This is a genomic window from Paraburkholderia sp. J94 (genome assembly GCF_905220285.1).
Classification (GTDB): Bacteria; Pseudomonadota; Gammaproteobacteria; order Burkholderiales; family Burkholderiaceae; genus Paraburkholderia; species Paraburkholderia tropica_A.
This window is the reverse complement of the sequence record NZ_CAJMZH010000011.1, coordinates 57,996-71,095: the sequence shown is the minus strand read 5'-3', so window position 1 is coordinate 71,095 and position 13,100 is coordinate 57,996. Positions and strand designations below refer to the sequence as shown.

Annotated in this window: 10 protein-coding genes; 2 read left to right on the top strand and 8 right to left on the bottom strand. The window is 62.0% G+C overall.

Annotated features, from left to right (window positions below; all coding sequences use genetic code 11):
* Positions 1-8: 8 nt before the first annotated feature.
* Positions 9-2,291 (bottom strand): TonB-dependent receptor, encoded by a 2,283-nt coding sequence (locus U4Y88_RS23655; RefSeq protein WP_321786821.1) that lies wholly within the window; start codon positions 2,289-2,291, stop codon positions 9-11.
* Between the two features lie 219 nt (positions 2,292-2,510).
* Positions 2,511-3,845, bottom strand: coding sequence for an LLM class flavin-dependent oxidoreductase (locus U4Y88_RS23650; RefSeq protein WP_321786819.1), 1,335 nt, complete (start codon positions 3,843-3,845; stop codon positions 2,511-2,513).
* 277 nt (positions 3,846-4,122) lie between these two features.
* On the opposite strand from U4Y88_RS23650, the gene U4Y88_RS23645 reads away from it, so the two are divergent.
* On the top strand, positions 4,123-5,124 hold the full coding sequence (locus tag U4Y88_RS23645; protein ID WP_321786817.1) for a LacI family DNA-binding transcriptional regulator: 1,002 nt from the start codon (positions 4,123-4,125) through the stop codon (positions 5,122-5,124).
* 89 nt (positions 5,125-5,213) lie between these two features.
* On the opposite strand, the gene U4Y88_RS23640 is transcribed toward U4Y88_RS23645, so the two are convergent.
* Positions 5,214-6,662: an MFS transporter gene (locus tag U4Y88_RS23640; protein WP_321786815.1), complete on the bottom strand. Its 1,449-nt coding sequence runs from the start codon at positions 6,660-6,662 to the stop codon at positions 5,214-5,216.
* 83 nt (positions 6,663-6,745) lie between these two features.
* On the opposite strand from U4Y88_RS23640, the gene U4Y88_RS23635 reads away from it, so the two are divergent.
* Positions 6,746-7,012: a hypothetical protein gene (locus U4Y88_RS23635; RefSeq protein WP_321786813.1), complete on the top strand. Its 267-nt coding sequence runs from the start codon at positions 6,746-6,748 to the stop codon at positions 7,010-7,012.
* Between the two features lie 77 nt (positions 7,013-7,089).
* On the opposite strand, the gene U4Y88_RS23630 is transcribed toward U4Y88_RS23635, so the two are convergent.
* The 5 genes from U4Y88_RS23630 to U4Y88_RS23610 all read right to left on the bottom strand — a co-directional run bounded on the left by U4Y88_RS23630 (position 7,090) and on the right by U4Y88_RS23610 (position 12,924).
* Positions 7,090-8,127, bottom strand: a complete 1,038-nt coding sequence (locus tag U4Y88_RS23630) for an aldo/keto reductase (protein WP_321786811.1) — start codon at positions 8,125-8,127, stop codon at positions 7,090-7,092.
* Between the two features lie 32 nt (positions 8,128-8,159).
* Complete coding sequence (locus U4Y88_RS23625; RefSeq protein WP_321786809.1) at positions 8,160-9,095, bottom strand: ABC transporter permease; 936 nt, start codon at positions 9,093-9,095, stop codon at positions 8,160-8,162.
* Between the two features lie 87 nt (positions 9,096-9,182).
* Positions 9,183-10,739 (bottom strand): sugar ABC transporter ATP-binding protein, encoded by a 1,557-nt coding sequence (locus U4Y88_RS23620; protein WP_321786807.1) that lies wholly within the window; start codon positions 10,737-10,739, stop codon positions 9,183-9,185.
* A 9-nt stretch (positions 10,740-10,748) separates the two neighbouring features.
* Positions 10,749-11,780, bottom strand: coding sequence for an ABC transporter permease (locus U4Y88_RS23615; RefSeq protein ID WP_321786805.1), 1,032 nt, complete (start codon positions 11,778-11,780; stop codon positions 10,749-10,751).
* Positions 11,781-11,871: 91 nt separating this feature from the next.
* Positions 11,872-12,924 carry a sugar ABC transporter substrate-binding protein gene (locus tag U4Y88_RS23610; RefSeq protein WP_321786803.1) on the bottom strand — a complete coding sequence of 351 codons (1,053 nt, stop codon included), beginning with the start codon at positions 12,922-12,924 and terminating at the stop codon, positions 11,872-11,874.
* Positions 12,925-13,100 lie beyond the last annotated feature (176 nt).

Here is a 13,100-nt window from a genome sequence, read left to right as displayed (position 1 = left end):
GCACGAAATCAGAAAAAGTCCTTGCGAACCTGAATGCCGAAATAACGATCCGCGTCGCGCGGCACGCCGATCGTCACGTAGCCGGAACCCGTCGCCATCACGCTCACATACGATTTGTCGAGCAGGTTCTTGCCGATCAGCGCCACGCGCCAGCCGTTGTCGAAGTTCAGCCCGACGCTCGCATTGAGAATGCCGTACGCGCCCTGAATCGTATTCGGCGATTGCGCCAGGTCGTATTGCACGCGGCTCTGCCAGAAGTAATTTGCGTACAGCTCCAGCTCCGGCCCGAACGACAACGGACGGCGATAATCAGCGGACAGATTGCCCTTGAACGTCGGCGAAAACGGCAGTGTCTTGCCATTCACGTTGCAGCTCGCCTGCGCGCCCACCGGGCAATTGAATTCGTCGATATGCGCATCGGTGAACGCGAGGCCGCCGGTCAGGCTCAGGCCACGCAGCGGATGCGCGCCGAGATCCAGTTCGACGCCGCGCGTGGAGACGGTGCCTGCATTGATGAGCCGCGTGACGACCTGGCCCGCCACCGTGTCGTAGTAATTGGCCTGGTAGTTTTGATAATGCGTGTCGTAGAGCGCGATATTCGCGGTCCAGCGATGATCGGGCGTCTGCATCTTCGCGCCGATCTCGAACGAGTTCGATTGTTCGGGCTTGAGCGCGGGCGTATCGCGCTGCTGCATGTTGAAGAACACGTTGAACGCCGGGCCTTTGTAGCCGTGCGAGTACATGGCGTACAGCATCACGTCGCGAGTCAGGTCGAACTCCAGCCCCGCGCGTCCCGAGACGCCATTCGCACTGGTCCAGCCCGACGACGAGAACGACGGATTGATGCCCGAGACCGCCGCCGTCGAGGTCGAAGTGCGGGCGAAGTCGTAGCCCACTTCGTCGTGCGTGACGCGCAGCCCCGTGATCGCGCGCAGCCGGTCGCTCAGGTGAAACGTGCCTTCGCCATAGACCGCGAAGCTGTTCGTGAGCGTGTCGAACACGGCGTCGCCGGTCGTGGGCGTGAGCGTCGACGAGCCCACCGCGCACGGCGTCAAGCCGCTCACGATGCTCGGCAAGCTGGAGTTCGTGCAGGTCACCACGGCACGGTTGTAGTGCTCGTTGTCCTGCGTATGCAGTGCGTAAAGGCCCGCGACGTAATCGAAGAAACCGCCCTTCGGCGAGGTCAGGCGTAATTCCTGCGACAGTTGCGTGAAGCCCAGATCGCCGCGATCGTTCGAACTGGGAATCTGCTCATAGACTTGCGACACCCACGCTTCGTCGGTGCGCTGCTGGTTGAGCCATTGCCGATACGCCGAAATCGACGACAGCGTATAACCGCCGCCCAGCTTCCAGTCCACCTGCGCCGACACGCCCCAATTCGTGTCCTCCACCGAAGGCCCATACGGATAATTGACCTCGCGGTTTTGCAGGCTCGGCACCACCGGCGACAGCGCCGCCGTATAGATCGAATTCGTGGCCTTGCCAATCACGCCCGCCGCATAGGAATCGTGCGCGTACATATAATCGGCAATGACGGTGGCCTTGATATCGTTCGTCGGCGTGAAAACGAATTTCGAGCGGAAACCTTTATGGTTGTAGCCGTTGATTTCCTCGCCGTTATAAACGTTCTTCACGTTGCCGTCGTAGCGGCCATAAAGCGCCGTGAACGAACCGGTCAGCACGCCGGGCAGCAGCGTGCCTTCCACGCCCGCACGAACGCGCTGCTCGCCGCCCTGATAGAACTGCGTGTCGATATAACCGCGCGGCTGTTTTGTCGGGTCCTGCGTAACGATGTTGATGACACCCGCCGTTGCGTTCTTGCCGAACAGCGTGCCTTGCGGGCCGCGCAACACTTCCACGTGATCGACATCGAGCAGATCGAGCGTCGCCTGGCCGGGGCGCGCGTACACCACGCCGTCGATCACCGTGGACACCGAAGGCTCCACGCCCGGCGAAGTGGAATTCGTGCCCACGCCGCGAATGGTGAGCGTGGTGTCCTTGCTCGACAGCGAAGGCTTGAACGTGAGTTCGGGCACCGCCGTCACGAGCGACTGAACCGTGTTGTTGCCCGCGCGCTCCATTTCCGCGCCGCTGACGACCGTGAGCGCGATCGGCACCTTCTGCGCCGACTCGTTGCGGCGCGTGGCCGTGACGGTCACGGTCGGCAACGCCGTGGCGCGCGATGATGAGGCCTGCGCGGTATCGGCTTGCGTCGATGGCGTCGATGACTCCGTGGCCGCGACGCCCGACGCCGGCGAAACGGGAGCTGCGGGTTGAGCCGCATGAGCCACGACGCTCGCCGCGCAGAATGCGCCGACAAACCAGCTCTGAGAAGCGCGCAGCGTCGAACGCGCCGCGCGGGTCCTGCTCTGATGCGAAGTCGAATGGCGAAGCGAAGTGGCGCGCCCGGCGGCCCGGCGCGGCGTGGAAGTTGCGTTCATGGCGTAGCGAGTGTGTGAGAGATTGTTGTTGTGTGGCGCACGGCGCGCCGTCATGCGTCAATTCATGAGTCAATGCGTGGGCGTGACGTTCGGCGCACGAACAGGACGCGCGAGGCCCAGGTGATCGCGCAGCGTCGTGCCGCGATACGACGTGCGAAACAGTCCGCGACGCTGCAACTCCGGCACCACGAGCGAGCAGAAGCGCGCGAGCCCGCCCGGCAGATCGGCGGCCATCACGTTGAAGCCGTCGGCGGCGCCGTTCTCGAACCAGTGCTGCAAGGCGTCGGCGACGGTTTGCGGCGTGCCGGTCAACGTGAAATGCCCGCGGCCCGCCGCGATCCGCAAATACAACTCGCGCACCGTGAGACCTTGTGCGCCCGCGAGCGAGGTCAGCAAATCCTGCCGGCTGCGCTGGCCGCTTTGGGTGGGCGCGAGCGCGGGCAGCGGCGCGTCGAGATCGACACCGCTCAAATCGACGTTGCCCAGCATGCGTTCAAGCAGCGCAATACCCGCTTCGGGATGCACGAGCGACTGAAGCTCGGCTTCGCGCGCCTGGGCTTCTTCGAGCGTCGGCGCGACGATCACGGACACGCCCGGCATGATCTTGAGCGCATCCGGCTCGCGACCCGCCGCCACGACGCGCGCTTTGAGTTCGCGATAAAACGCCTGTGCCGAAGCGATATCCGGCTGCGCGGTAAACACGACCTCCGCCGTGCGCGCGGCCAGTTCTCGACCACGTGGCGACGATCCCGCCTGCACCACCACGGGCCGCCCTTGCGGCGCGCGCGCGACGTTCAGCGGACCATCGACCGAGAAATGCTCACCGCGATGCAGCGGCGCACGCACACTCCGCGCGTCGTAGTAAAGACCGCTCGCCTTGTCGCGCACAAAACTTTCGTCGTCCCAACTATCCCAGAGCGCGGTCACGACTTCGTGGAACTCCTGAGCGCGGGCATATCGGTCCGCGTGCGCATAGTGCTCGGCGCGGCCAAAATTGCGCGCTTCGGCGGCGTTATCGGTCGTCACGAGATTCCATCCGGCACGGCCGCCGCTGATGTGATCGAGCGATGCGAATTTACGCGCAATGTGATACGGCTCGTTGTAACTCGTGGTCGCCGTGCCGATCAGACCGATACGTTGCGTCGCCACCGCGAGCGCGGGCAGCAGCGTGAGCGGATCGAGCCGGTCCGCGCGCGCCACGCGATCCGCGCCGGGGCCGAGATTGGCGGCGACGCTATCGGCGACGAACAGGGTGTCGAAGCATGCGGCTTCGGCAACGCGCGCCAATTCGATCCACGCGCGAATATCGAGTCCCGCGTCGGCCTGAGCGTCAGGCAGCCGCCAGGCGGCCAGGTGATGTCCCGTTTCCATCAGGAACGCGCCGAGATGCAACTGCCGTTTCATCGAACTCCTCACTAATTGACCGTGTCCGCCATTTCAAACATCACGCGCCTCGATCCAACGCTGCCTCTGTCATCAACGCTGTTTCGCAAATCGGGCAGCACCGTGTTCGAACCGCTTTGCTTGTTCGCTGGTTAGCGCTAACATGGACGGCAGTTTCCTTTGCACGACGCGCACGCGTCAAATAACGAAATCAGCGGAACATATGCCGGATTCGACTAAACACGCTGCAACAGATGAACCGCCGTCGCGGCAACGACGCAACTCGGGGCGCGTCACGTTGCGCGACGTCGCGAACCATCTCGGTGTCTCGCAGATCACCGTCTCGCGGTATTTTCAGGAGCCCGCGCGCTTGTCGGAGGCGCTGCGCGAGCGCGTCGCGAGCGCCGTGGCGGAATTGGGTTATGTGCCGAATCTCGTGGCGGGCGGGCTCGCTTCGGCGCACAGCCGCGTGATCGGCATGGTGATCCCGAACATCTCGGGGCCGATCTTCGCCGCGACCATCCAGAGCTTCAGCGACGCCGTAACGGCGCACGGCTATCAACTGTTGCTGGCATCGAGCTATTTCTCGGCGGAACAGGAAGAAAGCGCGGTACGTGGTTTGCTCGGCTGGTCGCCGGCCGCGCTCGTGCTCACTTCGCACTTTCATACGCGCGGCACCGAGGCGATGCTCGCGCGCGCCACCGTGCCGCTGATCGAAACGTGGGATTACCAGCCGCGCCGCAAGCCGTGGCAAGTGGGCTTTTCACATCCCGAGGTGGGGCGCATGGCGGCGCGGCATCTGATTGAGCGCGGCTACCGCCGCATCGCATTCGTGCAGAACAGCGCGGCGGGCGATTTCAGCGCGATGGAGCGGCGAGACGGTTACGTGGAAGTCATGCGCGAGCACGGGCGCGAGCCGCGCTGCTTCGTGCCGCAAGAGACACAGCCCGCGCATGCGGGACGCGAGGCGCTGTTCGCGCTAATCGAAGGCGATCAGGCCGCGGACGCGATCATCTTCGCCAACGACAATCTGGCTTCCGGCGCGCTGCTCGCGGCGCAACGCGCGAGCATTGCGGTGCCGGGCCGCGTCGCGTTGATGGGATTTGGCGATTATTTGTTTTCGGAGATGCTCACGCCGGGCCTCACCACGATCCGCCCTCCGGCGCGCGAAATGGGCGTGCTGGCCGCCGAGCTTATTTTCGCGCGGCTCGACGCGCAGGCGGTGGACGCGGAACGCACGCCCTCGCCACGCCGCCCGAAGCCGCTCGCATGTGAATTGATCGTGCGAGAGAGTACATAAACGAAAATGAATGACGCGGTCGTGTCGAGTTTCATGCTGCAACGACACGCCGCGCCAGTCCCTCTCTGTTCACGCAGACGTCATCGCGATTACGCATGCTCCGCGTGATCGCGCGCGAGCACCGCTTCATCATCGATATCGTGCTCGGTCGGTTCGTATTTCACGAGCGCGAGAAAGCCAATGGGGATAATCGCCGCGAGCGCCACGACCCAGAACATGTCGGTGCCGAGCCGCGCATTGAGTATCGGCAGAACGAATAGCGCCACTGCGCTGCCGACGCCCGTCAACGCCCGGCCAAAGCCCAGACCGGTGCCGCGAATCGACGTCGGGTACGAGAGCGCCGGGTAGATCATCATTTGCGCGCCGGGACCAAAACCCTCCGCGAACAGCCACGTGCCCAGCATCGCGAGCGCGATGCCAATGCCCAGCGCCGTCTGCGGATGGCCGAGCAGCGCCAGCGCCACGAGCGCCACGAATTGCAGCGCGAAACCCGCCAGCGCAACGTGCCGCGAAGGGCGCGTGTGCGCGAGCCGCATGCCGAGCAAGCCGCCCGTGAGCGCGAACAGCAGATTGAGCGCGAGCGAAGCCGAAATGGTTTCGAACACGCCCGCGCCGAGAAACTGCGAAAGTATCGACGGCAGGAAAAAGGCGATCGCGGTGTATTCGAATGGAATGCACAGATTCATCACGCTCGCGACGATCGTGCGCGCCAGATACGGACGCTGAAACAGCACGCGAAAACTCACGGGCGGCTGACTCGGCGCGGCCGGCGCTTCCGCTTCGGCCTTATGCGCGTGAATGCCATATGACTCGCGCAGAATGCGTACCGCGTCGTCGAGTTTGCCCTGATTCGCGGCCCACAGCGGCGATTCGTTCATGAAGCGGCTACGCACCGCGATGATGATGAGCGCCGGCACCGCGCCGAAAATCAGCGACGCGCGCCACAACCAGCCCGCGTGTTCCTGCGGCAAAAGAAAATACAGGCCGAACACGATCAGAAAGCACACCGACGATGCCGCGTACCACATGGGGCACCACGCAGCCAGCCGCGAGGCCTTGTTGCCGCTGCCCTGGAATTTCGAAAACTCCGACAGAAACGCCATCGCCACGGGCAAGTCGATGCCCACGCCGAGGCCCATGACGAAGCGCGCGGCAATCAGCACCCAGACGTTGGGCGCGAGCCCGGCGGCAATCGCCGCGACCACGAAAAAGAGCATGTCGGCCATGAACACCTGATAGCGGCCGATGCGGTCGGTGAACCAGCCGCCGACGAGACTGCCGAGTATCGTCCCGATCATGATCGACGACGTGACGATGCCGGTCAGCGCAGGCGTGAGATTGAATTCGCGCACGACATCCTGAATGCCGTATGAAAGCGTCGTGAGATCGTAAGCGTCGAGAAACACGCCGCCGAGCGCGAGCAGCACGATCACGCGCGCGTGACTCGCGCGAGCGGTACTGGTGTTGATGAGGCGCGAAACATCGCTGGCCGAGCGTATCGGCGACGACACCGCTGAATCAATATCGAGCGTGCTCAATGGAATCCCCCTTTTGAATAACGGCCATGACAGCGCGTAGTTATAGGAGGACGATTCGCCGCGCACAACGAACAAGTTAGCGAATGCTTATCCAGTCGATGGGAAATTCGATTCGGAGAATTCGTGATACGGTCAGCGCAGGGCCGGACGCGGCGTTGCACCGGTTCGCAGCACGTCGCGTTCGCGGCCAAAGCGACGAACGCCATTTATTACATTTAGGGCACGCCAGAAGAAAGGCGCCTCGCGCGCCTCGATTCGAGTCGTATCGCCACTACTCGCCGCTATTCAAAGGTGCGGTGCGCATCTTCACCGACCAGATCGAGGATTGCGGCATCGACGAAATCGTATGACGGGCCTCTCGGAGGATCCGCATTCCAATTGCACAGCCGCCCGCCTAACAAGGCTCTCAATCTGAGGCACACCCGTGCTAAACCCTCGCTGGCACCGGCGCTTTCGCATCCATCAGCCCTTCTTCCTTGAGGTCGGACCACAACGCGGCCGGAATCGGATGCCGCATGAACGCCACGTTCTCTTCCAGTTCGGCCACGCTGCGCGCGCCCGGAATCACACTCGCAACCAGCGGATGACCCAGCGGAAATTGCAACGCCGCAGCAGCCAGCGGCACGGCATGACGCTGACACACCTGCTGAATGCGGCGCACGCGGTCAATCACGAACGGCGGCGCGGCCCGCGTATTGAACGTGGCGTTTTGCACTGGCCCAGACGCGAGAATGCCCGAGTTATACGGGCCGCCGATAATGAGCTTCGTGTTGCGTTGCTCGCAAAGCGGAAACAGCGTGCGCAACGGCTCTTGCTCCAGCAGCGTATAACGTCCGGCGAGCAGGAAATAATCGAAGCGCCCCGCCGTCACGAAATCCGAAAGCATCTGCCATTGATTGATGCCCACGCCCACTGCGCCGATCACGCCCTGCGAACGCAATTCGTCGAGCACGACGTACGCGCCGTCCATCGCCTCGCGAAAATGGCTCCGCGCATAGGGGTCCTCGCCGGGACCGAAAACGAGCGATTCGTCGGGATCGTGAATCGCGATCATGTCGATGCGATCCACACCCAGCCGCTTCAGGCTTTGCTCGATCGAACGGAGCACGGCGTCGCGCGAATAATCGAATTCGGGTTTGAATGCGGGCGCGTCGGCCCAGAGCGCGGGCGACTTCTCGCGCTCGGCAATCGGCACGAGGCTGTAGCCGACTTTCGAGGAGATCACGATCTCATCGCGCGGCAGCGTTTTAATCGCTTCTCCCAGACGCGTCTCGGCCAGGCCGTAACCGTAAACCGGCGCGGTGTCGAAATAGCGCATGCCGCGCTCGAAGGCGGCATGAACGGTGGCAGTGGCGACCTCAGGATCGGTCGCGCGATACATATTGCCGAGCCCGGTTCCGCCGAGTCCCATGGTCGTCACGGCCAGCCCGTTGGCCGCTACGGCTCTCGTTGCAATTGCATTCATATTGGTTTGTCTCGTCGATGGAAAGGCAATCGTCATTTGATAATCGGCGTCTTTTTGCGGTCGAATGTGACCGCCACGCCAAAAATAATCATGGCGCCGTAAATCGCTTGCTGAAAATACTGGTCCACGCCGATCACGTTCATGCCGTTATCGAGCATGCTGAGAAAGAGCGTACCGAACAGCACGTTGAGCACGCCGCCCGCGCCGCCAGTAAGCGCCGTGCCACCCACCACCACGGCCGCGATGGAATTGAGTACATAAGAGGTTCCCACCACCGGATCGCCGCCGAAACGCACAGAAGAAATGATGATGCCGACGAGCGCCGCGCACGCGCCGGAGATCATGAATGGCACGTTGCGGGTCTGCGCGATGTCGGTGCCGGACATCCACGCCATGCGGATATTGCTCCCCACGAAATAGATATTGCGCCCCGTGCGCGTGAAACGCAGGAACATGGCAACCGCGCAAAAAACCAGCGCGCCGATAATGAACACGTTGCTGATCGAGAACACCGTGCCGTTGACGATATCGAGCATCGAATAATCTCCGGGCGCGGCGCTAACGGGGCGCGGAGACACCAGATAAGCGAGACTCGTGATGATGCCGCCTGTGCCGAGCGTGGCGATGAACGACGGTATTTTCACGCGCGTCAGAATCACGCCGTTGATATAGCCGAGCGCCAACCCGAGCGCGAGACAGACCGGATACGCCCAATACCCAACGCGATGTACAAGCGTAATAAACATCACCGAAACCAGCGAAATCGTTCCACCAACCGAAAGATCGATACCGCCAATCAGAATGACGAACATTTGCCCGAGCGCGGCGATCAGCAGAATGGCGCCGAAATCCAGAATCGTATTGATGTTGTACAGAGACAGAAAATTGTCGTTGCCGATCGCCATGAATGCGCCGACGACCACGATCAGCGCGAGCGTCAAATGAATCGGCTTTAATCGGCTCGTCAAATGCTTGACGCCGGTGCGCGAAGCGGCGCGCTGGGGGCCATCAAAAGAAGGTGCGTCCAATTTGCGGTTCCTTGTCGAGAGCTTCGTTCAGACGATTAGCTTGATCAGATCCTGCGGCGTCGGCTTGGCGTGCGCCGACGCCTCCAGTTCGCCGATCAAACGCCGGTCGCGCATGATTAGCAGACGGTTGGCGAGGCCGATATCCTCCTCCAGCGTGTCGCACATGATGATCATGGCAATGCCCGCGTGTGCGAATTTGCGAATGAGCCGATAGACCTCGTCCTTGGCCTTGATATCGATACCGCGCGTTGGATGATCGAGAATCAGCAGGCGCACGTCCGAACTCAGCCATTTCGACAGAATGATCTTTTGCTGATTGCCGCCGCTCAATCCCGAACAGGCCGCATGAATCGAAGGCGTCTTGACGCGGCATTCCGCCACCCACTGTTTCGCGTGCTCATGCTCTCTGCGCGTGCTGATCATGCCGCCCACCTTGAGCTTGTCGAGCACGAGATAATTGATGTTGTCGGCCACACTCATATTCAGCGCGAGCCCTTCTTCGCGCCGCTCGATGGGCACGTGTCCCACGCCATGCAGCACGGCGGATCGCGACGAACCGTTCACGGGCGTCTTGCCTTCGACCACGAGCGTGCCCGCGTCGTAACGATCCAGCCCGGCGATGCAGCGGCACAACGCTTCCTTCCCCGAGCCCACGAGTCCGACGAGACTGACGATCTCGCCTTCGCGCACCTCGAAACTCAGCGGTGCGAATTCGCCTTGTTTCGCGAGTTGATCGACGCGGAACGTCACCTTCCCGCCCGGCGCGCGCTGCTCGCTTTCGCGAAAGCGGTCGCCCGCAAAATCGTGCCCCACGAGCAGCTTTTCGACGTTGGCGATATCCAGCCCGGACGTGGACATGTCGGTCACATTGCGGCCGTCCTTGAGCACGACGATGCGATCGCAATTCTCCAGCACCTCCTGAAGCCGGTGCGAGATGAGGATCATCGAGGCGCGGCTTTTCAGGCGATTGAGAATGTCGAACAGCGTGTCGCGCTCGCCGTCATTGAGCACGGTGGTCGGTTCGTCGAGAATCACAATCGGATTCGACGCGCCAAATTGCTCGCAGAGCCAGACCATGCGCGCGATTTCCACCATCTGCCGTGCCGCGGGCGAGATTGAAGCGACAGGCAGATCCACGTCGACATCGAGATTCATCGGTTCGAGCACGCGCCGCGCCTCCGCCGCCATCTCGCGCCGCGACAGCACGCCAAAGCGGCGAAAGCGTTCTTCGTGGCACAGAAACAGATTCTCGGTGATCGAGAGATTCGGAATGAGCGAGCCTTCCTGAAACACCACGCCGATACCTTTGCGGATCGCATCCGCCGTGCCCTTCATGACGACCTTTTTGCCGTCCAGCATCAATCGCCCTTCGTCGGGCTGATAAATGCCCGTCATGATTTTCGTGAGCACCGACTTGCCCGCGCCGTTTTCGCCGACCAGCCCCAGAATTTCGTTCCTGCGCACGGTCAGCGAGACATCATCGAGCGCGATCACGCCGGGAAATCGGCGCGTGATGCCTTCGAGCGCGAGCACCACGCCAGTGTCCTGTTCGCCATGCGTATCAAGCGTTTCGAGTGTTTCCATAGGGCGGCCTTATTTGATGAAGCCGAGCTTGCGGCGGTCGAGCGTGAGCGCAACGGCAACGATCAGCACAATGCCGTTGACGGCCGTTTGCGCGTACGGATTCACGGCCATCAGCACCATGCCGTTATTGAGCACGGCCAGCACGAGCGTGCCGAGCAATGCATTCTTCGCGCCACCCAGCCCGCCCGTAAGCGACACGCCGCCCACTGCAACGGCTGTGATCACCGGAAACAGCAGATTGAGGCCGGTGCGCGCGGTCGCGCTGCCCATGCGGTTCACGAGCAGCAGCGCGCCCAGGCCATAGAGACAACCGGCGATAGTGAACGCGATCACTTTCATACGCGGCACGTTCACGCCCGCCTGGCGCGCCAGCGCTTCGTCGCCGCCGATCGCGTAGAGATAGCGGCCGGTGCGTGTGCGATCCTCGAAGAACTGCACGGCGATGACAATCGCCAGCGCCACCAGCACCACATTCGCGACACCCAGCGGCTTGTCGTTGATGAAGTTCTGAATGCGGTTATCGAGCAGCGTAATCAGCATCGCCTTGTTCACGTAGACGGCCACGCCATAGAGCACCCAGCTCACACCCAACGTGGTAATGAACGAAGGAATCCTGAGTTTTGTATGGAGTACGCCAGTCAACATACCTGCCGCGCCGCCGATCGCGAGACAGATCGGCAAAATCCAGAGCCCGACGTCGTGCTCGTTGTAGCGGTTCTTGCTGAGCACGCCGACAAAGACCGCGCACAACGCGACCGTGCCTTGCAGCGAAAGATCGATACCGCCGATCACGATGGTCAAGTGCAGTCCAACGGCGAGAATCGCGGGAATGGCTGCGAGACTCAGCACAACCTGCACGTTGTCCCACGAGAGGCTCGCGCCGCTTGTGCCGATGGCGAACACCGCCACGATCAGCGCGAGCGAGAGCAGTTGTGCGCCCACGCCGGTGCGGCGCAGCCAGCGTCTCGCGCCCTGCATCCACGCGTGTTGTGCGGGCTCGCGCGAGAAATTCGCGTCGCCCATGCTTTCCACAGGTTCCATGAACTGCCATCCCTCCTGGTGGTTCCAGCCGCGAGCGTTCCCGTTTAGAACGCCCGCGCCGAAAGCTTGCTTCGAGACCAGATGCGCCGCTTTATTTGAGCGGTGCAACCCAGCGCGCGTAGAAGTTCTTCAGGTCGTAATCCGGCATCTTGCTGACCGTGTCCTTCACGACTTTCTCCACGTTCGCGCGATCGACTTCGATGCCGGGAATCAGAAACGCGCGGTATTTGGCGGGCGTGGCCTTCACGTCGAGCGCGCCCTGCCTGGCCGCGAGTGCCATCGACAAACCGAGTTGGGCCTGATAGCGCGCATCATCGTATTCGGTCGAGGACATCGTGCCGTCCTTGATCGCGTCGAACGCATCGGGCACGCCGTCCGTCCCGCTCACCTTGACCTTGCCGCCGAGACCCGCCTCCTTGAGCGCGGCCACCGCGCCGAGCGCCATGTTGTCGTTGGCGGCCCACACGCCCGCCGTATCGGGATGCGCGGCCAGCAATTGCTTGGTGATTTCGTAGGCCTTGTTGGTGTCCCAATCGGCGGCTTCCCACTGCACAAGCTTCACGCCAGGCGTTTCCTTGAGCGCCTTTTGCAGGCCCTGAAAGCGCCCGATGGCCGCGTTATTCGACAACATGCCCTGGATCGCGATAATCGAACCTTTGTTCGGCGTCGGCATGTTTTTGAAGAGGGTCTTCGCATTGAAATACCCCTGCCCCACGGCGTCGAAACTGATATGCGCGACCCAGTGCGGATAGTCCTGCACCTTGATGTCGTCCGGCTTGTTCCACCAGCTCACCCAGTACACGCCCGCGCTTTCCAGCATCTTCGCGATCGGCACGACGTCGGGCGCTTCGTTCGGATCGACGTTCACGACCATGTTGCCGCCCGTTTTCGCGATCTCCGCTTTCAGATCGGAAAACTGTTTCTGGCTATTGCCCTCGCTGCTCAGCACATCGACGGGCAAACCCAGCTTCTTGCCGAGCGCCTTCGCGCCCGCTGCATAGTCGGCGTGATATGGATTGTCGAGCCCGCGGATCATGACGACGAGCGTGGTCTTGTCGGAGGCCGCCCATGCCGGCGACGACACTCCAATGCCAATGACCGACGCCACCAACGACGCCGCAAGCAGACGAGTCGTGCTTTTCAATTGCTGTCTCCTCTCTCGATTGAGAAGCGAGTTTCCTGATTTTTATGAACCCGCTTCAACTGATATGGATGCCTAACATTGTGCTGCGTGAATCGAATGCTTCTTTTAGCCACCGAACCGCCTCTATCCGGTTCGGCCTTTCTCACCCCATGCTTTTTGAGTGTCTAAGATGCCAG